16 protein-coding genes are annotated in these 23,972 nt (G+C 72.2%); 8 read left to right on the top strand and 8 right to left on the bottom strand.

Going from position 1 to position 23,972, the window contains the following annotated elements; all coding sequences use genetic code 11:
• Positions 1 to 146: 146 nt before the first annotated feature.
• The 3 genes from BM419_RS20740 to BM419_RS20730 all read right to left on the bottom strand — a co-directional run bounded on the left by BM419_RS20740 (position 147) and on the right by BM419_RS20730 (position 4,661).
• On the bottom strand, positions 147 to 1,439 hold the full coding sequence (locus BM419_RS20740; protein WP_091927572.1) for a cytochrome P450: 1,293 nt from the start codon (positions 1,437 to 1,439) through the stop codon (positions 147 to 149).
• A gap of 59 nt (positions 1,440 to 1,498) precedes the next feature.
• Positions 1,499 to 2,638: a helix-turn-helix transcriptional regulator gene (locus BM419_RS20735; protein ID WP_020095872.1), complete on the bottom strand. Its 1,140-nt coding sequence runs from the start codon at positions 2,636 to 2,638 to the stop codon at positions 1,499 to 1,501.
• Positions 2,639 to 2,792: 154 nt separating this feature from the next.
• On the bottom strand, positions 2,793 to 4,661 hold the full coding sequence (locus BM419_RS20730) for a di-heme-cytochrome C peroxidase (RefSeq protein ID WP_091927571.1): 1,869 nt from the start codon (positions 4,659 to 4,661) through the stop codon (positions 2,793 to 2,795).
• Positions 4,662 to 5,073: 412 nt separating this feature from the next.
• On the opposite strand from BM419_RS20730, the gene BM419_RS20725 reads away from it, so the two are divergent.
• Positions 5,074 to 7,896 (top strand): patatin-like phospholipase domain-containing protein, encoded by a 2,823-nt coding sequence (locus tag BM419_RS20725; protein ID WP_091927570.1) that lies wholly within the window; start codon positions 5,074 to 5,076, stop codon positions 7,894 to 7,896.
• 819 nt (positions 7,897 to 8,715) lie between these two features.
• On the opposite strand, the gene BM419_RS20720 is transcribed toward BM419_RS20725, so the two are convergent.
• Positions 8,716 to 8,934 (bottom strand): hypothetical protein, encoded by a 219-nt coding sequence (locus BM419_RS20720; RefSeq protein WP_020095876.1) that lies wholly within the window; start codon positions 8,932 to 8,934, stop codon positions 8,716 to 8,718.
• A gap of 261 nt (positions 8,935 to 9,195) precedes the next feature.
• Here BM419_RS20720 and BM419_RS20715 point away from each other — a divergent pair, with 261 nt between their 5' ends.
• Positions 9,196 to 9,861 carry a phosphatase PAP2 family protein gene (locus BM419_RS20715; RefSeq protein ID WP_244540817.1) on the top strand — a complete coding sequence of 222 codons (666 nt, stop codon included), beginning with the start codon at positions 9,196 to 9,198 and terminating at the stop codon, positions 9,859 to 9,861.
• Positions 9,862 to 9,875: 14 nt separating this feature from the next.
• Here BM419_RS20715 and BM419_RS20710 read toward each other — a convergent pair whose 3' ends face one another.
• Entirely contained in the window at positions 9,876 to 10,037 is a 162-nt protein-coding gene (locus tag BM419_RS20710) for a YjiS-like domain-containing protein (protein ID WP_244540816.1), read from the bottom strand.
• Positions 10,038 to 10,421: 384 nt separating this feature from the next.
• On the opposite strand from BM419_RS20710, the gene BM419_RS20705 reads away from it, so the two are divergent.
• The 5 genes from BM419_RS20705 to BM419_RS20685 are packed head-to-tail and all read left to right on the top strand — an operon-like array spanning position 10,422 to position 15,109.
• Positions 10,422 to 10,919, top strand: coding sequence for a MarR family winged helix-turn-helix transcriptional regulator (locus BM419_RS20705; RefSeq protein ID WP_020095879.1), 498 nt, complete (start codon positions 10,422 to 10,424; stop codon positions 10,917 to 10,919).
• Complete coding sequence (locus BM419_RS20700; protein WP_091927569.1) at positions 10,916 to 12,958, top strand: FUSC family protein; 2,043 nt, start codon at positions 10,916 to 10,918, stop codon at positions 12,956 to 12,958. Before BM419_RS20705 ends, BM419_RS20700 begins: the two co-directional genes overlap by 4 nt.
• Entirely contained in the window at positions 12,955 to 13,164 is a 210-nt protein-coding gene (locus BM419_RS20695; protein ID WP_091682073.1) for a DUF1656 domain-containing protein, read from the top strand. Before BM419_RS20700 ends, BM419_RS20695 begins: the two co-directional genes overlap by 4 nt.
• Positions 13,165 to 13,221: 57 nt before the next feature.
• Entirely contained in the window at positions 13,222 to 14,169 is a 948-nt protein-coding gene (locus BM419_RS20690; RefSeq protein ID WP_020095882.1) for an efflux RND transporter periplasmic adaptor subunit, read from the top strand.
• Positions 14,170 to 14,221: 52 nt separating this feature from the next.
• The gene (locus BM419_RS20685) at positions 14,222 to 15,109 is read left to right on the top strand and encodes a VOC family protein (protein WP_091927568.1); all 888 of its coding nucleotides are present in this window, start codon (positions 14,222 to 14,224) and stop codon (positions 15,107 to 15,109) included.
• Between the two features lie 248 nt (positions 15,110 to 15,357).
• Here BM419_RS20685 and BM419_RS20680 read toward each other — a convergent pair whose 3' ends face one another.
• From BM419_RS20680 to BM419_RS20665, 3 genes are all read right to left on the bottom strand, one after another.
• The gene (locus BM419_RS20680; protein WP_042673736.1) at positions 15,358 to 15,807 is read right to left on the bottom strand and encodes a DUF6691 family protein; all 450 of its coding nucleotides are present in this window, start codon (positions 15,805 to 15,807) and stop codon (positions 15,358 to 15,360) included.
• A gap of 3 nt (positions 15,808 to 15,810) precedes the next feature.
• Entirely contained in the window at positions 15,811 to 16,236 is a 426-nt protein-coding gene (locus tag BM419_RS20675; protein WP_091927567.1) for a YeeE/YedE family protein, read from the bottom strand.
• 316 nt (positions 16,237 to 16,552) lie between these two features.
• Complete coding sequence (locus BM419_RS20665) at positions 16,553 to 16,876, bottom strand: ArsR/SmtB family transcription factor (RefSeq protein WP_020095886.1); 324 nt, start codon at positions 16,874 to 16,876, stop codon at positions 16,553 to 16,555.
• Positions 16,877 to 17,469: 593 nt separating this feature from the next.
• Here BM419_RS20665 and BM419_RS20660 point away from each other — a divergent pair.
• Entirely contained in the window at positions 17,470 to 23,835 is a 6,366-nt protein-coding gene (locus BM419_RS20660) for an autotransporter outer membrane beta-barrel domain-containing protein (RefSeq protein ID WP_091927565.1), read from the top strand.
• Positions 23,836 to 23,972: the final 137 nt, after the last annotated feature.

The raw sequence follows: 23,972 nt of genomic DNA, 5'->3' as shown, positions 1-23,972 counted from the left end.
GGACGGCCGGCACCTGCGCGCGGCCGGGCGCCGATCGGGCGGGGCTCCGGGCGACGCCCCGGATCCGGGCGCGCGCGGTCGCGCGCCGCCCGGGCTCGCGACGGAGGGACCGGGCGCGGTGTCGGCGACGTCCCGCGCGCGCCGGGCTAACCGGGCCCGGCGTCCCCCGCCGGCCGGCCGGCGCAGGAGATCCGGAACGCGGTCGGGAACGGCGTGCCCCCGTCCTCGACCGCGCCCTCGGCTCGCACGGCATCGCGCAGGAGGATGCGGCGAACGATCTCCGGGACCATCGCGCCCGCCACGTAGCGGCCGAGGCACTCGTGATGGCCCCGGCCGAAATGGAGATAGGTCTGCTCCGGGCGGGCCGGGTCGAAGCGGTCCGGGTCGGGCACGCCGGTCGCGTCGAACATCGCCGACAGGCTGAGGGGCAGGACGACCCGGCCCTTGGCGATCCGGCTCTCGGCCGGGCTGCCCCGGCCGAGCACGTGGTCGGTCTCCGCCTGGCGGAACATGAAGGCGACGATCGGCGCGAAGCGCAGCGCCTCCCACACGTAGCCGTCGAAGGCGGCGGGTCCGGTCCGGGCGGCCGCGCGGGCCGCCGCGAGGATCTGCGGCCGGCCGAGGAGCTCCGCGAGGGCGTGCACCACGGCCTCCGACGTGGTCTCGATGGCCCCGATCAGCAGGCCGCCGACGTTGATGACGACGCGGTCCATGCCGAAGCCGGTCGCCGCCGGCAGGTGCAGCCGGAGCAGCCGGGTGAGGACGTCGTCGGGCAGGTCGGCGCCGGCCTCGATCGCCGCGACGCGCGCCGGGATGATCCTGGCGAAGGCCGCCCGCATCTCCTGGCGCGCCAGATCCGCCGCCGCGTGGATCGCGTCGGCGTCCGGGCGCTCGTCGAAGGGGAGGTTGTTGAACTGGTCGAACTGGTTCGCGTACGACCAGCGCAGCAGGTCGGCATCGGGCGCCGCGAACCCGAAGAAGCGCTGCACGATCCGCAGCGGGACACGGCGCGAGACCGACGCCACGACGTCGATGGATCCGCCGCCCTGGTCGAGACCCGCGTCGAGGGCCGCGTCGGTCTCGGCGCCCGCCAGATCGCGGATCGCCGGGAGGTCGCGCCAGGACAGCACGGCGCGCATGACCGCCTTGTCGCGGTAATTCACCTCCGTGCCGTCGAGCGCCAGCATGAACTCGCCCATCTTGGGCTTGTAGAGCGCGACGGAGAAGACCTGCGGCAGGGACAGGATCTCCTCGACCTCGGCGCGGCCGGCGACGAGGATGGCCGCGCCGCAATCCAGGGCGGTCCGCCGCGCGCGCAGCTGCGCGAAGAAGGGCCGCGGCGCGCGGGCGATCCAGTCCCGGGCGCGCTGCCAGCGCTCCGCCACCGGCAGGGCCTCCAGGAAGGCGAGGCAGGGCGTCTCGGGAGCGGCGGCGCGCATGCACGACCTCCTGTGGCGTTCGCGGAGCGGCGCGGGCCGTCCGGCCCGACGCCCGGTGGTCAGTTGAGCGAGACGTCCAGCCCCTCGCGCAGGCGCGCCACGAGCTCGCCCTGCCGGTGCGTCTCGGTCTTGGCGAACAGGGCGCGCAGCTGGGTGCGGGCGGTCGAGATCGCGATGCCGCGGTCCTGGGCGTGGTCGTCGAGGGACCGTCCCGAAGCGACCGCGTTGGCGAGGATCGACTCGGCGACGGTCAGCCCGAACAGCTTCTGCAGCCGCGCGGCGTTGCTCCCCTGGACCTTCGGGGTCCCGGTCCGGATCACGATCGCCAGCTCGGCCCGCACCTTCGACCCGGTGCCGGCCGGCCGCTTCGACAGCGGGTGCAGCGACACCCGGTAGGGCATGCCGCTCTCGCCGCAGGTCACGGTGATGTGGTCGGCCTGCGTGATCGCGACGTCGCCGCTCGCGGCCGCGAGCGCCTCGCCGGCCGCGCGGGCGATCCGCCGCCCGGTCTGGCTGTCCTTGAGGACGAGGCTGCCCTTCACGAAGGACAGGCCGGTCCGGGACCGCGCCAGCGCCTCGGCGGCGCGGTTGGCGTGCGCGACCCGCAGGTCGGAATCCGTGAGGATCACGGCGGCGTCGAGCAGGTCCAGGGCGGAGGCGAGATCGGACGTGCGCTCGGAGGCCTGCCGCATCAATGCGTACAGCTCGAAGGCCCGGCGCAGGTGCGGGACGAGCATCGCCAGGCGCCGGACCTCGTCGGACCGGAAGGGGCCGCCCTCCTCGCCCCGCATCGCCGCGAGCGTCGCCATGACGTCGGCTTCCTTGGCGAAGTAGGTGACGAGGCTGTGCTCGATCTCGAAGGGCTGGACGACCTCCTTGAACAGGGCGGACTCGCGGAACTGCACCGCGTCGACCCCCTCCTCGGCGCGGATGACCTTGCCCTGGTTCGACAGGATGTAGGGGAGGCGCGGATCCTCGGTGGCGTGTCGGTAGAGGAACTCACGGTACCGCGACCGCTCGAAGCCGGACACCGCCCAGAGCGGCTTGCGGTTCCCGTCGAGGCTGAATACGGCGAGCTGGCCGACCCGGCCGCCGACGAAATCGGTCAGATCCTCCAGGAGCGCCGACCACTCCTCCGGCTGGCCGACGCGGTCGTAGATCGACCCCACCAGAACCGAATACGCCTCGAGATCCTGCATGGCCACGCTCCGCGCTGAGTGCGAGTCTTGAGTGTTGTCAGATCTCCAGCCATCCGGTCGGACCGACAGGTGCCGAAATCGGTTGTTCCATTACGGATGCAATCGAACGACAAATCAATACTGATAAGATAGAAATCGAAACCGCGGAGCGCGCCTACAGGGTTCGCAGATACTCCAGGAGCTGCCGGCGCTGCGCTTCGTCGAGCTGCTCGGTCCCGTAGGCCGGCCCCTCGTGGCCGGTATTGGCATTGCCCGGCAGCGCGGTGTCGAACAGGAACGGCCCGACATCGGATCGGAACCCGATCCGGTCCTCGTCCAGCTCCCGGCTGCCGACCCGGAACGTCCTGGATCGCCGGCCGGACGGCAGCAGGAGTTCGTACAGGTTCGGCACCGAGCCGTTGTGCAGGTACGGGCCCGTCGCCCAGATGCCGTTGAGCGGCCGCGCCTTGTAGACCATCAGGTCGCGGTCTCTCCGCGCCCCGACGAACGCTGCGACGAGGCCCTTGCCGCCGGCGGTCGAGACGTCGTCGAGCATCGCGTTGCGGGCCTCGAGGGCGGCGGCGCCGCGCTTGAGCAGCCGGTCGAGGATGACGGCCTGGTCCGCCCCGACGCCCGCCGGGTCCGGTCCACGGTCGAGGGGCGCCAGGATCGCGCCGGCGACGAGCGTGGCCACGAGTTCGAGGCTGCTCGTCTCGGCGGCCAGCGGCGGCGTCGTCGCGAGGAACGGCATCCGGATCCCTTCGAGGATCCCGGTCCGCGCGCGCCGGGACACGGCGTTCGTCGCCATCTTCGGGTCGGTCCCGATCTCCGCCAGCGGCGTCAGGGTCACCGTCAGCGTGCGGTTCGCGCCGGTCGGGGCGATCGCGTGGCAGGACACGCAGTACCGGTCGTAGTGGACCTTGCCGGCCGCGGCGTCCCGGGCCTGCGCCTCGGTGCGCGGCGCGATCCGGTCGGGCCAGGCCGGCGCCGTGAGGGCGCCCAGCTGGTTCTCGATCCGCAGGAGGTTGACCCGGTCCGCCGAGGTCTCGAACCAGAGCGGCGGCAGGGTCGGCTCCCGGATGTCGGTGCGGGCGAAGACCCCCAGCACCTCGCCGACGTTCCGGCCCAGGCGCTCGACGGCCAGCCCGTTCGCGGCCGAGCCGTTCCACTGCACCCGGTCGTGCCACGACGTATCCCACAGGAACGGGTAGCTGACGGGCGCGTCGGGCGGGGCGATGTTGTGCGGGTCGCGCAGATCGATGCCCGTCGCCCGGTTGAAGATCATGCCGAACGCGTCGAGGCGTGCCGGACCCCAGGGCACCGCGGTCCGGCTCGACGCGACGTAACGGGAGAAGTCCTCGGCCAGCCGCGTCAGGCTGGCCCGCAGGCGGCGGCGGTCGGGCTCGGACGGGCCCGTCCCCGGCGCCGACAGTTCCGCCGGGATGACGCGGCGGGCGAAGCGCTCGAAGCGCGCCGGGTCGTCGCGTGTCCGCGCGAGGGCGCGGCCGAGTTCCTCGATGAAGGCGAACATGTCGGCATCGGCCGGGCCGCCGTCGATCAGGATCGACCGACCGCGCAGGTCGACCCGGTTCACGTGGCAGGCGGCGCAAGTCATGCCGATCCACTCGCCGCGATCGTCGACGTCCTTCACGAACCCGATGGGGAGCCCGCTGCGGTCCGATCCGCGCGTCCCGTCGTACGGGTTCGGCAGGTAGCCGAAGCGCGCGAGCCCGTCCGCGACGAAGAGCGTGTCGTCGTCCGGGCGCTCCAGGGACATGAACCAGGCATACGGCATGATCTGCGAGCCCTGGCTCGCCCGGTAGAACCACGCGCGCTCCTGCGGCGTCCAGGATTGTTCGAGAAAGTGCGGGGTGCCGTCCAGCCTGTCGCTCGGCCTGTCGCTCGGTCCGTCGCCCGGCCCGTCTGCCGGTCCTCGGTCGGCGGCGCGCGATCCGGCCTGCGCCGGGAGCAGGATCGCCGCGGTGAGCGCGACGACGCGGGCGGCGTGGCGGGCAGTCTGGCGGGCGGCCTGGGAGCGGGTCACGATCGCACCTGGGACATGGCGGGAACCCTGCCTTCGCGAAGCGTCTCGCCGATTTCAATAAACGCCGATCCCCGTGCGCGCGTCATTCGAATGGATGATGTTCGAATACAGTTTTTCTGTGAGGGTCGGCGCGCCGGTAGTTTCGGGCTTCGGTGGTGCAGCGCCCCTGCTCGGCCGCAATGCTGATTCGGGTAACCTGTTCTCCCGACCGTTGTTCTCGATATCGTTTATACAGCGGTTACTGATCCCGTAAAATTTTATCGTCACTTGTTTCGACATCGGGCGGGGAGATGTTCGAGAGGTCACCGATCAGGACGGCCGGGGCACGGTCGCTGTCGTGCCCCGGCGGCTGAACCGCACAGTCCGGCACGGTCCGGCACAGCGCGGGCGATAGCGGGCGATAGGAGGAGCGATGAGCGCCAGTGTCGCGGACATCCAGGCGGATGCCTCTCCCCACCATCTGCCCGCCCTGACGACGGGCCGGGACGCGTGGTTCCTCGACACCGAGCAGGCGCTCGCGGAGGAGATGGATCATTTCTGCGGGCCGCCGGAGCCCGGCGATCGCGCGCCCTGGCAGGCGCGGGCCGACCAGGCCCGGCTCGCCGCCCTGTGCCTGTCCGGCGGCGGGATCCGCAGCGCCACCTTCTGCCTCGGCGCCCTGCAGGCCCTGGCCAGCCGGCGGATGCTCGGCGAGTTCCACTACCTGTCGACGGTATCGGGGGGCGGTTTCGCCGGCGGCTGGTTGCAGACGTTCATCCGTCAGTGCGGCAGCATCGCCGAGGCCGAGCGCCAGCTCGGCGGCTCGGGCAACGAGATCTTCGCCAAGCTGCGGCGCTACACGAACTACCTGACCCCGGAGGTCGGGATCCTGTCGCGCGACACCTGGGCCGGCATCGTTCTCTACATCCGGAACACGATCCTCAACTGGTTGATCATCTTCCCGCTGCTGCTGTTCGTCCCCCTCGCGCTGCTCGCCTACCGGACGGCGCTCGAGGCTGCGAGCGGCAGCACGCTGTGGCTGCCCCTGGTGCTCGGCAGCGCGGCGCTGTTCGTCGCGACGTTCAGCGCCTGCACCCTCCTGCCGAGCCATCGGCCGCGGACGGGCGGCGTCACGGCGTACGCGTCCCCGGCGCGGATCGCGGCCTGCATCATCGCGCCGACCTGCGTCTGGGCCCTCGCGCTGCCGTTCACGCTCCGCGCGCTGTTCGAGCAGCCGCTGCCGGTCTCGGGCCTCTCCCTGTGCCGCCTGGGCCTCGCCTACTTCGCCGTGCAGGTCGCGGCCTATCTCAGCGGCCTGATCTGGCAGACCTCGAAGGGCCATCCGGGCCTCTGGCTGTACGAGCGGAATCTCGGTCCCTGGCTCGCCAGCAGCCTCGTCTCGGCCGGGCTGATCTGCGTCTGCGCCGACGCGTCCATCGGCTGGCTGGTCGGTGGCTCCGCTGCCGGCTTCGACGCCGCGAAGGCCGAGGTCTCTCAGATCCTGACGGTCGCGGCCCCGCCGGCGCTGATCGTCATCCACCTTCTCCAGAGCGTCATCTTCATCGGGTTCCGGAAGAGCGCCGAGTGCGCCGACCTCGACCGCGAGTGGGTCGCGCGGGTCGACGGCCAGCTCCTGCTGGCCGCGATGGGCTGGACGGGCATGTGCCTGTGCTGCCTCGTCCTGTCCGCCGACGCCCTCGGCCGCCAGGACGCGCAGATCCCCGCCCTGTTCGGCGCGCTCGGCGCCCTCGCCACCGGCCCGGCCGCCGCCTTCCTGGGCAAGCAGGTCTTCGTCCGCGCGCAGTCCCTGGCCGCCAAGGGACGCATGGACGACCTCGTGATGATCGGCCTCAGCGCGATGGCGGCGGTCTTCGGGATCAGCCTGTTCGCCCTGATGGGCTGGTGCCTCGGCCGCTTCCTCGGCCAGGCGCACGATTGGTGGGGCAACTGCCTGCTGCCGCGCCGGGCGCTCGGCGGCGCGGACACCGGCGCGGATGCCGGCTCCGTCTGCGGCATCAACCCCTACGGCATGATCGTGATCCTGGACGTCGCGGTGGCGGCAATCCTGGCCGGGGCCGTCTGGCTGTTCGGCCGCGTCAACGTCAACCGCTTCTCCATGCACGGCGTCTACCGCAACCGCCTGACCCGGGGCTTCCTCGGCTCGGCGCGGACGCGGCGCGACGCCGATCCGTTCACGGACTTCGACGAGGAGGACAGCCCGCGCATCGCCGATCTCGGGACCGAGAAGCGGCTCCTGCCCGTCGTCAACATGACGCTCAATCTGACGGATCTCCTCCACACCGAGTGGGCGGAGCGGAAGGCCGCCTCGTTCACCGCGACACCCTTCGCCTGCGGCTCGGCGATCCTCGACCGCGCCGACAGGGCGCGCGACCGGCCCGGCACCGTCGGCCCGCGCGGGGCCTACATCCGCACGTCGCAATATGCCGGAATGGAGACCCCGGGCGACCGTGTCAGCGCGGGCCGAGGGCCGCTGCTGGGCGGTCTGCTGACGATCTCCGGGGCGGCGGTCAGCCCGAACTGGGGCTATCACTCGTCGCGCCTGATCGCGTTCCTGATGACCCTGTTCAACGTCCGGCTCGGCGCCTGGCTGCCCAACCCCGCGGTGGCGCGCCGGGACGACCTCAAGCTCGCGAAGCCGAGGAACTCCGTGCTCGCGCTCCTGAGCGAGCTCGGCGGCCGCAGCACCGATGTCCGGCAGGCGATCTACCTCTCGGATGGCGGCCATTTCGACAATCTCGGCGTCTATGAGATGCTGCGGCGGCGCTGCGCGCGGATCGTGGTGATCGACGCGGGCCAGGACGAACGCTGCACGTTCTTCGACCTCGGCAACGTGATCCGGAAGGCCGAGGTGGACGGGCTGGCGAAGGTCCAGATGGGCGAGATGCGCATTCTCCCCCGCGCGACGATCGAGCGCGAGGGCAAGCGTGCCGGTGCGCTGGGCTACGCGCGGGGTACGATCGCGTATCCGGGGGGCCGCGACGCGGCCTCGCTGATCTACATCAAGCCGAGCTTCCTCGACGACATCCCCGCCGAAGTCCGCGCCTACGGCGCCACCAGCCCGGCCTTCCCGCACGAGAGCACGGCCAACCAGTGGTTCTCGGAGAGCCAGTTCGAGAGCTATCGCGCCCTGGGCTACTACCAGGTCAGCAAGATGTTCGGCTCGCAGCTCACGACCTTGTCGGACTGGTCCGTGTATCTCGACAGCGAGATCGGGCGCCGGACCGCGGATTCCTAGCGCGGGCGACGCCGGACGCGCGCACCTCCCGATCACGGTCGCTCGGCCGAACGCTGCGGCCGCGCGGACGCGCAGGTCCGGGACGACCGGCGCCGGGGTGGGGTGTCCGTCGCGCCGGCCGCGCCCCGGCGGCGGCGCGTCGTAGCAGAGCGGAAGATCAGTTCCTTCCGGGGCGGTCAAAGCGCAGGAAAGCCGATGCCGATCCGGCCGCGCTCAGGATCTCGGCACGTCGTTCAAGGCATCGCGGCTCGACCAGAGCGCCCCCTGTCCGCGGCATCCCGAGCGCCGCCCGGCCGGCGGGGCAGGGAAGTCCTTCGAACCCGCGCGCGGTCTGTGTCGAGCCGGCCACCGTCTGCCACGAGACCGAGCGGCCGAAGCTGATCGGGGCCGGGATTATTTCGTGCGCAAGCCAGATCGGTGAAGCGAGGGACGTGGAAACTCTATTGCGCGGCCCGATCAGGGCATCGATTGAGAAATCTACGTAAACTTGCGCGCTGCAGAGGCGCGGAATCGATCAAATGATGGATGCGTTAATTGAAAGTAGCTGCTAGGACACGTCGTGATGTCGTGCGGAGGAGCGGATGCGCTACCGGGCCGTAAGTGTCTTGGATGTGTCGGCGATGGCTTCGGAAGAGAACCCGACGGACGAGACCCTCATGCTCCGCGAGCACATCCGCCGTATCCTGCGCAAGCTCTCCCGCGCGCGGGCCGAGCTTCAGTACAGCTGAACGGCGCGGGGCATGCCGGCATCGGTGCGGAACGCCGCGCCCGCACCGTCGCGATGCGCGGCGTCGCGCGCCGGTCCGAGCCTCCGCGGTCTCACGAGGTGACGTCGGTGTCGTGGCGGCTCGGCGCGGGTTCGACGTCGCGACAGGACGGGGTGTAGGCGCACCAGCCGCACTGCCCGAGGTCGGCAGCCCGGGGCGCGTTCCACTGCGAGCACAGCGGGCAGACCTTCAGCACCAGCTTGGCGCCGTGCGCGAAGGCCAGACCGCGGCCGCGGAACGTGACTCTACCCTGGGGGAGATCAGTGGACATCGTCGCCCTGACTGTAACACAGGTTAGTCACTGGAACCTGTCCAATCTGTCCGATTCCGTCAACTCCGGGCCGGCCTGACGGGTATTCGGGGTCGAGCCGCATGTCCGATTCCGCCGGTCCTGACTGAGATCCTGGCTCAGATCCTGGCCGATCCTCTCCATCCGCCGGGCCCGAGTTCAGGCGATCACGGCCTCTCCCGTCCGGACCGTGAGTTCGCCGACGCGGCGCGCGTCCCTGATCGGGCGCGGGTGCGGTGGCGGGTGCCGTTCGCGGAGGCCGCATCGAACGAACGCCCGTCGGGCGCGTTTATGGCCATGCTTGCGCGATCCCCGAACAGACCGTCCGACGTCAGAGCACGCGACACCGCCAACCGGTTCGAGGCGGCCGACGTCGCCCTCGGCGTCGGGCTGGCACGCGCGAAAGACCACCCCGTCGTTCGAACGGTGGGGACGGCGAGCGAGATCGGGAGCTGGCAGTCCCTGCTCTCGCTGTCTGCCGGCACCCTCGTCCTGGGGCTCATGGTGCGCGATCGCCGGATGGCAGAAGCGGGGCGGCACATGCTGCAAGCCGGTCTCCTGGCCGGTGTCGTCAAGACGAGCTTGAAGCGGACGGTGCATCGGACGCGGCCGAACGTCCTGATGGACGAGGGGGTCTACGTGCGGGGATGGCCGGGAACGGGCATCGGTCCGTGGCAATCCTTCCCCTCGGGTCATTCCGCCCTGAGCACCGCCGTCGCGTGCGCCGCCGCGCGCGCCTATCCGGAGATCAGGGGACCGTCCTACGCCGCCGCGGCCGGCGTCGTCACCGCGCAGGTTCTCCGCGGGGCGCACTTCCCCGCCGACGTGCTGGCGGGTGCCGTCATCGGCATCGCCGCGGAGTTCGCCGTCGACCGCCTGACACGCGACCGGCGCAGGTCGCCGCGCTGACGGCGCCGGGATCCTCAGGCCCCGCCTCTCCGCACGGACCGCGCCGAGGCGATGCGCTTCACGTCACAGCCGACGAGATCGAGATCCGCGAGGTCGCGCTCGCTGAACGACGCGAGTTCGCTCCGCGCGCGACGGCAGTCGAGCCATCGCCTGATGAGGGAGAACGGAGCCGTCATCTGATCCTCCTGGCCTGCGGAGACTGACATGCCCTGTGCGCCGCTCCGCGACCGTGACGAAGGTCACGGACGCCCGGACGCCTGGCCCGCCGCATGGGCGGGACGGTGGGAGCCCCCCGGCCGCACACGCCGCGTTGCCGGGGCGTCCCAGGCGGAGACGGCGCCGGCGTCGGCTCATCGGCCGCGAGGGGCGCATCGCCGAGGCCGGCGTCGCGTTCCTCGCGGACCGGGCGCCCCGCCTCGAAGATCCGCGGGATGGACCACCGCGCGTTGTGGCCCGCCGGCGCGCGCCCTTGAACAGCGCCGCGCCAATCGATAGGTTACTATCAATATCGGTGCGGGGCCGCCCGATGCGCGTCACCACGATCCGCCGGGAGGCTTGAGATGGCAGCCAAGACCCTGCGGCAGCTCCGTCTGGCCTACACCCACACGCTGCTGCTCTCCGGACGGCAGTGGCGGCGCCTGGCCAACGCGGCGACCGAGGCCCACGGCATCTCGGAGGCCAAGGCCCTGCCGCTGGTGCTGATCGCCCGCATGGGCGGCGAGCCGCGCCAGACCACCCTGGCGGACGCGATCGGCATCGAGGGGCCGTCGCTGGTGCGGCTCCTGGATCAACTGGAGAAGGCGGATCTCGTCGCGCGCCGGGAGGACCCCACCGACCGCCGCGCGAAGGTGCTGACCCTGACGCCCGCGGGGCAGGCGGTCGTCGCGCGGATCGAGGCGGATCTCGAGCGCCTCAGGGAGACGGTGTTCGCGACCGTGAGCGCCGCGGACCTGGAGGCCGGCCTGCGGGTGTTCCAGGCCCTGCAGGATCATCTCCGCGGCGAGGCCGGGCTCGACGGGGCGGAGGCCGGGGCGCGTCGCGGCGAGGCCGCGGAATGACGCTCCCCGGCTGGCGCGACTGGGCCTTCGCGCTCAAGACCTTCGGTGCCGGCATGCTGGCCCTGTTCCTGGCGTTCTGGATCGATCTGCCGAACCCCTACTGGGCGCTCGGCACCGTCTACATCACCAGCCAGGTGCTGGCCGGCGCCACCCGCTCCAAGGCGCTCTACCGGGTGCTCGGCACCCTGCTCGGGGCCGTGGTCACGGTCGCCCTCGTGCCGAACCTCGTGAACGCGCCGGAACTCCTGACGCTCGCCATCGCGACCTGGGTCGCGACGTGCCTGTACTTCTCCCTCCTCGACCGGACCCCGCGCAGCTACCTGATGATGCTCGGCGGCTACACGGCGGCGCTGATCGGCTTCCCGGCCGTGGGCGATCCCGGGACGATGTTCGATGTCGCGGTGGCCCGGGCCGAGGAGATCACCCTCGGCATCCTCTGCGCCAGCCTCGTGAACACGATCGTGCTGCCGCAATCGGTGGCGCCGGTGATCTCCGGCCGGCTCGACCTCTGGCTGCGCGACGCGCGGGGCTGGGTCATCGACGTCCTCGGCCGCACCCGCGCGACGACGGACACGCAGGCCACCCGGCTGAAGCTGGCCTCGGACGCGGTCGCGTTCGATGCCCTGGCGACGCCGCTGCGCTACGACATGACCGGCGCGGAACGCTCGGCGGATGCCATGGCGACCCTGCGCCAGCACATGCTCATGTTCCTGCCCATCGCCTCGGCGGTCTCGGACCGCATCGAGACGCTGGAGCGGGCGAGCGCGCTGCCGCAGCGCCTGCGCATCCTCCTCGACGCCATGGCCGGCTGGCTCGCCTCCGGAACCACCGAACAGGCCGAGGCCGACCGCCTGAAGGCCGAGGCGGACGCCCTCGAACCCGGGCTCGGGGAGCGGCCGTCCTGGGACGCCCTCGTGCTGGCGAGCCTCCTGGCGCGGCTGCGCGACTTCATCGACCTGCGCCAGGACGCCCGGATCCTGCAGCGGCACATCGCGGACGGGACGCCGGTCACCGAGGACCTGACCTTCCGGTACACCGCGGCGGCGCGCACGATCCGCCACCGCGACCACGGCATGGCGCTGCTGTCGGCCCTGGGCGTGTTCCTGACCATCCTGGTCACCTGCGCGATCTGGATCGCGACCGGATGGCCGCACGGCTCGGCGGCCCCGATGATGGCCGCGGTCGGCTGCTGCTTCTTCGCCGCCCAGGACGATCCCGCCCCGTTCATCGTCAGCTTCGCCAACTCGGCCATCGTCGGCGCCCTGGGGGCGGGCGCCTACCTGTTCGCGGTCCTGCCGCTGGCCACCACCTTCGAGATGCTGGCCCTGGCGCTGTCCCCGGCCCTCCTGGCCTGCGGGGTGTTCATGGCCCAGCCGAGGACCGCGCCCCTGGCGATGGGCGCGGCGGTCAACGGCTCGGCCATGATCGCCCTCCAGGGCAGCTACACGGGGGACTTCGCGGCCTTCACCAACGCCTCCGTCGCGGTCATCGTCGGCATGTGGGTCGCGGCCATCGTCACGCGCCTCGTCCGCTCGGTCGGCGCCGGCTGGTCGGCGCGGCGCCTGCGGGCCGTCAACCGCCGCAGCCTCGCCCGCGCCGCCGGGCGCCAGGGCGCGCAGAACGGTCTCGAACTCGCCGCGCTGATGCTCGACCGGGTCGGCCTGATCGCGCCGCGGCTGGCCGCCCTGCCGTCCGACGACGCGGAATGGACCGCCGACCTCCTCGCCGAGGTCCGGGTCGGCATCAACGTCGTGGAACTGCGGCGCGACCGACGGCAGCTCTCGGAGCCGGCCCGGGCGGCGGTCGAGGCACTCCTCGTCGCGCTGTCGCGGCACTTCGCGGCCGAGCCGGGAAAGCCCGCCCCCGGCCTGCTCGATGCCGTCGACGGGGCCCTGGACGCCGTCTCCCGCGACGCGCGGCAGGCGGCCGGCCGGGCCGCGCTGATGGGTCTCGTCGGCGTCCGGCGCGGCCTGTTCCCGGACGCGCCGCCCTACCGGTCGACGCTGCCCACCACCACGCATCCGGAGCTCGCGGCATGACGGGTGAACTCGACCTGTACGGCGTGTTCGTGCCGAGCCTCGCGGCCTGGATGCTGATCGCCTTCGCCCTGAGCCTGCTCGTGCGGCGGCTGCTGGCCCGGACCGGGTTCTACCGCATGGTCTGGCACCGGCCCCTGTTCGACCTCGCCCTCTACGTCGTGCTCCTCGGCCTCGTCGTCTCGGTCGCGGTCCCTCTCACCTCCTGACCGGCGGGCTCGTCCGGCCGCCCGGTCTCGCCCTGCCCACACCTTCCGGATCCCTCCATGCCCCGGCTTCTCGCCCTCTCGTTCCGCCTCCTCGTCACCCTCGGGACGGTCGCCGCCGCGATCGTCGTCGGGCTGGCGCTGTGGGACTACTACATGGAGGCGCCGTGGACCCGCGACGGGCGCGTGCGCGCCGACGTGGTGCAGGTGGCCCCCGACGTCTCCGGCCTCGTCACCGAGGTGCTGGTGGCGGACAACCAGGTGGTGAAGCGGGGCGACGTGCTGTTCCGCATCGATCCCGAGCGCTTCGATCTCGCCCTGCGCCAGGCGGAGGCGGTGGTCGAGGGCAAGCAGGCGACCGCCGAGCGGGCCGCCGCCGACTACGTCCGCTATCAGAAGCTCAGCGACGCCGCCGCGTCCCAGCAGAGGGTCGAGGCCGCCCGGGCGACCGACCTGGAGGCCAGGGCGGCGTACGGGCAGGCGGTGGCCGACCGTGACCTCGCCAAGCTCAACCTCGAACGCTCCGCGGTGAAGGCCGCGGTCAACGGGCGCATCACCAACATGGAGCTGCGTCCCGGCACCTACGTGTCCACCGGGCGGGGCGTGATGGCGCTCATCGACAGCGACACGCTGCGCGTCGAGGGCTATTTCGAGGAGACGAAGCTCCCGCGCATCCATGTCGGCGACAAGGCCAGCGTCCGCCTGATGGGCGAGACGTCGACGCTGAACGGCCGCGTGGAGAGCTTCGCGGGCGGCATCGAGGATCGCGAGCGCACGGCGGGCTCGAACCTGCTGGCCAGCGTCAACCCGACCTTCGCCTGGGTCCGGCTGGCCCAGCGCATCCCGGTGCGGATCAAGCTGGACGACGTTCCCGACGAGACCCGCCTGGTCGCGGGTCGCACGGCGACGGTCGCGGTCGCGTCCGAGGGCGGGACCCCGCATTTCAGCCTGTTCGGATCCTGGCGCGGGGCGCCGGAGCCCGCCGCCCGGGAGACGAGAAGCCGCTGAGGACCGGCCGGCGATCCCACCTGCCGGACGGACAGAGATCGGGAGACGAACCATGGCGACACCCGCTTCGAGCCGGCCCCAGGCCGGGCCGGACCGCGTCCTGGCCGAGGCGCCGTACCGGATCGGTGCGGTGACCCTGGCCGTGCACGACCTCGACGCGCTCACGCGGTTCTACCGGGACATCATCGGGCTCGGCATCCTCTCGGAGACCGAGAGTGCCGTGCAGCTCGGGACGGGCGACGCGACGCGCCTCGTCCTGCGCCGTGACCCGAACGCGCGGTCACGGGACCCGCGCGAGGCCGGCCTGTTCCACACGGCGTTCCTGCTGCCCGACCGGAGTGACCTCGGTGCCTGGCTCCTGCACGCGGAGAGGCACGGCATCGCGCTCACGGGCGCCGCCGACCACCTCGTGAGCGAGGCCGTCTACCTCGACGATCCGGAAGGCAACGGCATCGAGATCTACGTCGATCGCCCGGCATCGGCGTGGCCGCGTGCGTCGGACGGTTCGGTCGTGATGCGCAACGAACGGCTCGATCAGGCGGGGATCGTCGGTGCCGCGACACGTCCCTGGTCGGCGATGCCGGCCGCCGCCTGCGTCGGGCACGTCCATCTCCAAGTGGGCGACCTCGGAGCGGCAGAGCGCTTCTACGCGAACCTGCTCGGCTTCGACGTGATGTGCCGCTATCCGGGGGCCCTGTTCCTCGGCTCCGGCGGCTACCACCATCAGCTGGCCGGCAACGTCTGGAACAGCCGCGGTGCGGCCGTCAGATCCGAGGGGCGCACGGGCCTCGCCGAGGTGCTGCTGCTGGTCGATCGACCGACCCTGGCATCGACGGGAGACCGTCTGCGCGAGGCCGACGCGCCCCTCGGCGCGGACGACGGCGCGCTCGTTGTTCGCGATCCCTGGGGCATGGCTCTGCGGCTCCAGCCCACCGACTGACAGCGTCGCCGACGCTCCGTCGTGCCCGATGCGCGGAGCGCGAGACCTGAAGGCTGGAGCCGCATCGCCGTCGCGGACGCCACCACCGGAGCGATGCCGGATTCCGGACCCGAGCCGTGCCCGCCGCGCCCGCAGAGCGTCGCCTTGAGGCTGTCGGACCGCGAGCGCACGGCGACGCCGGCACGCGGACGACATGGCGGGAGCGTCCGATCCCGACGCAGCGAACCCGCTTGCCCGAGCGGTGCGCTTCAGGCGCCGGCTCCCGGCACGGCCTTCGGCTTCGGACGCACCGGCGGCACGAGGCGGAACAGCAGCATGCCGGCGACCATCGCCGCCACGAAGGTCAGGGCCTCGGCCGGGGCCACCGTCAGGATGGTGAGGGCGGGGCCGGGGCAGAGGCCGACCAGGCCCCAGCCGAGGCCGAAGATCGCGGCCCCGGCGATGAGACGCAGGTCGAGGTCGCGCCGGGTCGGGACATCGAACCTGGGCGCGAGCACCGGCCGGCCGCGCCGCAGCGCCAGGCGGTAACCGGCGGCCGAGACCGCGACGGCACCCGCCATGACGAGGGCGAGGCTCGGGTCCCAGCGGCCCGTCACGTCGAGGAAGGCGCGCACCTTGGCCGGGTCGGCCATGCCCGAGACGAGGAGGCCGAGGCCGAACAGGAGACCGACGGCGAGGGCGGAGACGGTCTTGGCCATGGCTCAGGCTCCGACGAGACGCCGCGCGACGAGGACGGTGAGGATCGCGACGGTCATGAACGTGCCGGTCGCGGCCAGCGAGCGGGGCGAGCCGCGGCCTATGCCGCAGACGCCGTGGCCGCCGGTGCAGCCGGATCCGAGGCGCGCGCCGAAGCCGACCAGCAGGCCCGCGACGACGAGGAGCGGGAACGACGCCCCGATCGTCACCGGCGGCAGGTCGCCCCCGAGACCCCTGTAAGCGACCGGCGCCAGGACGAGGCCCGCCACGAAGGCGGCCCGCCAAGCGGTCCCGCGCGCGGGAGGGACCAGGAGGCTGCCGAGGATGCCGCTGATGCCGGCGACGCGCCCGTTGAGGAGGAGGAGGAGCGACGCGGATGCGCCGATCATCGCTCCGCCGAGAAGGGCGCCGACCGGGGTGAAGTCATCCATCTCGATCTGCCCACAGCTCCGGTCCAGGCGAGGCCCGGCTCGGCGGCGGGGAACGCTGTCCCGCACGAGAACATTAGACGGTTCTTATTTAGCGTATCCTAATGTTCTGCGGCAAGCCTGCGAGCGCCGAAGCGACGCGCCGGCCGGCTTCCCGGAGCGCGCGGGCTTCCTCCGCGGTCGCCGCGCGCGTGACGGGCCGCGGGCTCGCTCTCGCCATCGCCGCGATGGCGACGCGCCGCAGCGGGCCGAGCCTGCGGCTGCGCAACCGGCCGGACCGTTCGGGACTCGCGGTGGAGATCCTGCGTGGCTGACGCGGTCAGGCGAGTTCCGGGCAGAAGATGTCCTTGAGGGTCGCCAGCACGCGGGCGACCCGGGGATCCTCCAGGCGGTAGTGAAGCGTCTGGCTCTCGCGCCGGTACGCGACCAGCCCGTCCTCCCGCAGCTTGGCGAGGTGCTGCGACAGGGCCGACTGGCTGAGTCCGACCGCCTCGGCGAGGCTCGTCACGTCCATCTCGCCGCGGGCGACCAGCAGGCACAGAATGAGCAGGCGCTTCTCGTTGGCGAGGAGACGGAGCAGACGGGCCGCGTCGCCGGCCCTGTCCTGAAGGCGCAGCAGTTCGTTCGGCGTGACGACGTCCATCGGTCCGGATCCGGGCGCTCTCAGGGTCTCTTATTTAGCGGATCCTAATATATCGAGGGCGTCAGCATTTGCCACGCCGGCGCGCGCCTCGCCTAGCAGCCCGGCGAACGTGTCCGGTTCCGACGGCCGGCTACGGCGACGAGACCCGGCAGGACGGTCGTCGAGGGACAGCCGTCATTCCTGTTCCGTCTCCGGCCTGTGGCGGTGTGAAACGCGTTCCCCAACGGGGTGGGCAACGCCGACCGTCTGAAATCCACCGCACCTATATTGCTGCACCCGCGACGCGTGCAATTCGCTCCAGGCGCGGCCTCGAATAGCTGAGGACATTTAAACATGGACTCAGATACTAAAAATCGTGAATTCACCAAGAAATATGGGTTCGGTCGCTGTCGGAAATATCGATCTCAGTCCGCAGATCTGCTCCAGAATTGGGAAAAATAGGACCATCATCGGCCGAAAGAGCGTTCTAAACGTTTTGTTAACCATGTGAGAGGAGTGCATTCAAAACTTCGTGTGGACGATCGCTGGGTGCCCTGAGCCGCGAGGGCCCGGATTTTTTTCTTGAGACAGCGGCGCAGAGAGACGCGTTCCTGATGGGTCACCGGCCAGGTCAGCTCTGTGTCCCACGCCGCGACCGGAAGATCCGCGATGGCGGACGGCTCGTCGTCGCGGCCAGCACCGGCCTGGTCCTGGTCCTGGTCCTCGACCTGCCGGCGCGCGCCGCGGAGCGACCTCGGCCCGAGGTGGTGACCGCCACCAGCGGCCGCGATGGTAGAGCCAACGTCATCGCGTCGAATGTCGTCGCGACGGCCGGTGCCGACGGCCCTGACCTGTCCTTGATCAATGTCGATGCCGCGGCCGCCGGCAACGACCTCGCCGCGACGATCCGGACCGGTTCGGTGGGCGGAGCGGGCGGGCGAGGCGACGCGATCCCGGGGCTGGCATCCGTCCCGGGCGCGAGCGGCGGGCGCGGCGGTGCCGTCGCGGTGACGCTCGGAGAGGATGTGAGCGGAGAGGGGGATCAGGTCGGCTACACGACGCGCGCCCGCGTCTCCCAGCTCCAGTTCCGGCCGATCCCGCGGTTCTGGGTCTTCTCCCGGGGTGGGAACGGCGGCGACGCCCAGAAGGATGTCGGCGCCGGCGGCGATGCCGGGCCGGCGACCCTGACCCTGTCGTCCCGCGTCGCGACCGAGGGGCAGGCCTTCCTGGGGGTCCGGGTCAGTGCGGTCGGCGGCGATGCCGGCCGCGGGGGCACCGACGCCGACCAGACCGCCTCCAGACGGGGCGGCGCCGGCGGCGCGGCCGCGCTCACGGTGACACGCTCCGGGCAGGTGACGACCGACGGTGTCGGGGCGACCGCGGTGATCGTCGAGTCCATCGGCGGCGCGGGCTCGATCCGCGGGTCCGGGACCTTCTACAGCAACCCCTTCGTGACGCCGGGCGGCGCGGGCGGCACCGCGCGCCTCGACATGGCCGGGACCATCCGGACCTCCGGCGACTCTGCCCTCGGCGGCCTCGTCCAGAGCATCGGTGGCGACGGCGGGATACAGCCCGATGCCGGCGGCCGGCCCGGTGGCCGGGGCGGTGACGGCGGGACCGTGACGGTGACCCAGAGCGGCACGATCGTCACGGCGGGCGACTACGCCCTGGGCCTCGTGGCGCAATCGGTCGGCGGGCCGGGCGGCAAGGGCGGCGGCGGCGTGTTCGGCGGCGGCGGCGGGGGCGATGCCGCCCCGGGCGGATCGGTGACCCTGACCAACAGCGGGACGGTGACGACGTCCGGTGCCGGGGCGACCGGCCTCGTGGCGCAGAGCATCGGCGGCGGCAGCGCCCTCTCGGCCCTGCCGCTCGCGGCCCTCGACGTGGCGCCCGGGAGCGGCGGCGGGGCCGGAGGCATCTCGCTCTGGTTCGGCCGCGGCGGGGCCGGCGGGACCGGGGGCGCGGGCGGGACCGCGGAGATCGTCAACGCGGGTGGCCGGATCACGACCGAGGGCGACTCGGCCTTCGGGGCGTTGGTGCAGAGCATCGGTGGCAGCGGCGGCAGCGGTGGCGGCGCCTTCCCGGCCGGGGCCTTCTTCGCGGTCGGCCTGGGCGGCAGCGGCGGCGGCGGCGGTGATGGCGGTCTCGCGCGCTTCACCGGCCGGGCCGGCGCGATCGAGACCGGCGGGGCGGGATCGACGGCCGTGCTGGTGCAGAGCATCGGCGGCGGCGGCGGCGCCGGCGGCGACGTCAGGAGCATCGCGGTGGGCGCGGCGCTCTCCGCCTCGTGGGCGATCGGCGGATCCGGCGGCAAGGGGGGCAACGGCGGCGAGGCCCGCATCGAGAGCAGCAGCACCGTGACCACCGCCGGTCTCGGGGCGGACGGCCTGGCCGTCCTCAGCATCGGCGGCGGCGGCGGCGTCGGCGGCCTGGCCAGCGCGACGGCGATCACGACGCCCCTGGCCACGCCGAGCGGGCAGTCGCTGCCGAGCTTCGCCTTCTCCACCGCGATCGGCGGCTCGGGGGGCGACGGCGGCAACGGCGGCCCGGCGGGCGTGATCAATGCCGGCCGGGTCACCACCTACGGCGACGCGGCCGCGGGGCTGCTGGTCCTCAGCGTCGGCGGCGGCGGCGGGATCGGCGGCGATGCCGCCGCCTACGCGCTGGCGGTCGCCCCGCCGGGCCAGATGGCCGTGTCCGCCACCTCCACGCTGGGCGGGACGGGCGGCGGCGGCGGCAATGGCGGCACCGTCACCGCCGCGAATAGCGGCGCGGTGCGCACGTCCGGGGACGGCGCGATCGGCATCCAGGCCCAGAGCATCGGCGGGGGCGGCGGCAATGGCGGGGGCGCGACCGCGACGAGCAACAGCCTGAGCCTCAAGCAGAACGTCACGGTGGCGCGGAGCGTCGGCGGCACCGCGGGCGTCGCCGGGATCGGCGGCGCGGTCACGGTCACGCAGTCCGGCAGCGTCACCACCGGGGGAGCCGGCGCGGTCGGCATCCTCGCGCAGAGCATCGGTGGGGGCGGCGGCAACGGCGGCAACGCCGCGAGCCTCGCGGCCCCCGGCTTCTCCTTCGACAAGACCCTGAACGGCCTCGTCGGAAAGCTTCCGATCGCCGATACCCTCTCGGTGACGGAGACGATCGGCGGCGGGAAGGGCAAGGGCAATGTCGGCGGCGCGGTCACGGTGACGAACCGGGGCGCGATCACGACCGGGGGGTCGAACGCCCACGGCATCGAGGCGCAGAGCATCGGCGGGGGCGGCGGCAACGGCGGCACCGTGTCCGGATCGGCCGTCGGCAAGCTCACCGTCGGCCTGACACTCGGCGGCCAGGGCGGCAGCGGCGGCAGCGGCGGGGACGTGACCGTCACCAATGCCGCCGCCGGCGTGATCGCGACTAGCGGCGACGGCTCGCACGGGATCGTGGCGCAGAGCGTCGGCGGCGGCGGCGGCATGGGCGGCAGCGTCGCGGCGCGTGACGTTTCCGACCCCGACACCGTCGGAACGATCTGGACGCAGATCAAGAAGACGATCGGTGTCGCCGCCTACCAGGAGTGGGCGAAGGACAAGGAGAACAAGGACGATCTCGGTCGATTCCTGAAGGACATCAAGTCCAGCGACACGTACAAGGGCCTGGCGGATCAGCTCAAGAGCTCGGATTTCGGCAAGGCGCTCAAGTCCTACAGCGGCAGCGTCTCGAGCTATCTGGACGCGCAGAAGAAGGGCGCCACCAAGCTGCCCGACGTGGCGTTCACCCTGTCGCTCGGCGGGAGCGGCGCGCAGGGTGGGAACGGCGGTAGCGTCTCGGTCGAGAACGGCGGCACCGTCCGGACGATGGGGATCGGCGCGCACGGCATCCTGGCGCAGAGCATCGGCGGCGGCGGCGGCCAGGGTGGCCTCGCCTACGCGGAGGCGACCAACAGGACGACCGTGACGGCGACGCTCGGCGGCACGGGCGGCAGCGGCAACATCGGCGGCACGGCCAAGATCGTGAACACCGGTTCCGTCGCCACCGCGGACGATGCCGCCTACGGCCTCTACGCGCAGAGCATCGGCGGCGGCGGCGGCAACGGCGTCGGCGCCACGGTCGCCGGCAGCCAAGCGAACAAGGGCCTGACGCTCAACCTGACCGTCGGCGGATCGGGAGGAACCGGCGCCCGGGGCGGATCTGTCCGGGTCGATAACCGCGGCTCGGTGACCACCGCCGGGGCCGAGGCGCATGCCGTCGTCGCCCAGAGCATCGGCGGCGGTGGCGGAAGCTTCTCGGCGCCCTCCGCCGAGGCCGACGCCGACACCCCCGACGCCGACACCCCCGCCGCTGCGGCGGAGAGGACGGAATCATCCAAGGAGCCGGCCGCGAGCCAGGTTCAGAGCCAGACCAAGAGCGAGACGAAGGGCGGGACGAAGAGCGACGCCCAGGCGCTGGCGGACGCCCTGCTCGCCGCGCTCGACATCGAGCGGATCGCCCCACCGGAGGATCCGGCCGGCGTCTCCGAGAGATCCGGCAGCCTGACGCTCGGCGGCTCCGGGCGCGTGGCGGGCGATGGTGGCGGCGTGACGATCGTGCAATCCGGCACGGTCGCCACGACGGGCTTCGGGGCGGTGGGCATCCTGGCGCAGAGCATCGGCGGTGGCGGCGGTCTCGCCTCGGTGGCGGCCGGCCCGGGCGGCCACCGCTACACGTTCGGGATCGGCGGCGCGGGCGGCGCCTCGGGGAGCGGCGGCCCGGTTGGGGTGAGCCTGACCGCGGGCGCGCAGGTCTCCACCGTCGGCGACGCGGCGCCGGCGCTGCTGCTGCAGTCGATCGGCGGCGGCGGTGGCTACGGCGGCGCGCACCAGGCGATGGGATACGCGGTGCCCTACGCCCTGCGCGACGGGTCCGGCGGCAACGGTGGGACGATCCGGGTGACGCTGGAGGAGGGCAGCGCGATCCGCACGTCGGGCGCCCAGTCCCACGGCCTCCTCGCCCAGAGCCTCGGAGGCGGCGGCGGCCTGCTCCTGGACCTCGCCGGCCCGGCCGCCGGGGCGTCGGGTCAGAGCCGTCTGAACGCGACCGGCAAGGGCGGCGACATCTCCGTCGCGTCGTCCGGATCGATCATCGCGTCGGGCCGCGACGCGAACGCGATCTTCGTCCAGTCCGGCGTCCAACGCACCGACGGGAGCCTCGAACCCGACCCGGAGCGGGGCGGCAGGATCAACCTCCAGGTGAACGGCCTCGTCACGGGCGGCAGCGGCACCGGAGCGGCGATCCGCATCGACGGCGGGCGCTCCACTACGATCGTGATCGGCGGGCGCGCCGTGGTCAGCGCGGCTTCGGGCCGGGCCATCGTCGGCGCGTTCTCCGCCGGCGAGATCAACAATTACGGCACCGTGATCGGCGACGTGGACCTGGCCGCCGGCCAGGCGGGGGGCGTCACCTTCGTCAACGGCGGTTTCCAGAACACGGGTGGCACCTCGGCGATCCTGCGCACCGGACCCGAAGGCGTCATCGCCCTGGGGCCGAACGGCCGCCTGCACAACAGCGCCACCCTCGACATCGGCGGCGTCGGCAAGGTCGCCCGAGCGACGGTGACCGGCAATTTCGAGCAGAGCGCGTACGGGCGGATGCTCGTCGACGTGGCGCCCCTGGCCCCGGAGGGGGCCCTGCGCGCCGATCTCCTCACCGTCACCGGCACCGCATCGCTGAAGGGCCTCGTCGAGCCGCACCTGATCGATGGGCTGCTGCCCGGCCGGTACGCCTTCCTCCGGGCCGGTCAGGTCTTGGAGAGCGGCGCCATGGCTGTCGGCAGCAGCCTCCATTCCGGCGCGGTTCCGATCTCCTGGTCGATCGTCGCGTCGGGCGACACCCTCTCCCTGGTCCCGAGAGCCCGGTTCACGGAGCCGACGGGCGTCACGCTCACGCCGGACCAGCGCAGCGTCGCGCAGGGCCTGCAAGATGCCTGGGACGGCAATACCAGGCAGCTCGGAACGCTCTACGGGCGCTTCCTCTCGGTCGACAGCCAGAAGGCCTACGCCGCCGCCCTCGACGAGTTGAAGCCCGAGTCCAACCAGGACAGCCTGACCGACCGGACGCTCGACACCCGCAAAGGTCTTCAGCGGGCCATGAGCTGTCCGGCCTTCAGCGGCACCGGCACGCTCCTGCGTGAGGGCGAGTGTGTCTGGGGGCGGATCACGAGCGCCCACACGACCCTTTCCGCGACCGCGGAGGACGGCGGCTATCGCCAGACCGCCCTCAGCTACCAGACCGGCCTCCAGACCGAGTTCGCCCCTGACTGGTTCTTCGGTCTGACCGGCGCCTACACCCGCGCCATCCAGAGCGATCCCGACCGGATCACCGGAACGACCAGCGATGCCGGCGATGTCTCGGCGGCGCTCAAGCACCAGATCGGCCCTTGGCTGCTCGCGGCATCGGCCAATCTCGGCTATTCCTGGGCCGAGAACAGGCGCCTGATCGACTTCGGCGGCGCCACGGCCACGGCGCGCAGCAAGTCCGGGATCCTCTCGGCGGGCGGGCGGCTGCGGGCAAGCTACCAAGTCCTGTTCGGCGATTGGTATCTCAAGCCCTACGCGGATCTGGATCTGCTCTACAGCTACAGTCCCGCCTATTCAGAGACCGGGGCCCCCGGCTTCAACCTCGACATGCGACCGGTCGCCAAGACGCTGGTGGCGTTCAGCCCGATGCTGGAGATCGGCGGCCGGATCGACCTCGATGCGGGGCGCTGGATCCGGCCTTACGGTATCCTCGGCGTGACGCTCCTCTCGGACGACCATTTCACCGGTCGGGCGAGCTTCCAGGGGACCGGCGCTCTCGGCCTGTTCGCTACGGAATCGTCGATCCCCGATCGCCTCGGCGAGATGGGGCTGGGCTTTCAGATCAGCCTCGGTGGCGGCATCGAGGTGACCGGCGAGTATCAGGGTCAAGTCGGCGATCACTTCCTCTCGCATGCGGGGACTGCTCGGATGCAGCTGCGCTTCTGAGCGCGACGTGGACCATTCCAGGGACGTCGCGTGGGCGGAGGTGACGAAGCGGGCGTGACGGACAGGCCGGTGTGACCTGACCGACTGGCTCTGGACCGGGCTGATTGAGAGGATCGGCCAGGACCGAAGGAGTCGGG

This window comes from Methylobacterium sp. yr668, assembly GCF_900116245.1.
Taxonomy (GTDB): domain Bacteria; phylum Pseudomonadota; class Alphaproteobacteria; order Rhizobiales; family Beijerinckiaceae; genus Methylobacterium.
The sequence above is the reverse complement of the archived record's forward strand: the minus strand, read 5'-3'. Positions and strand labels throughout refer to the sequence as shown.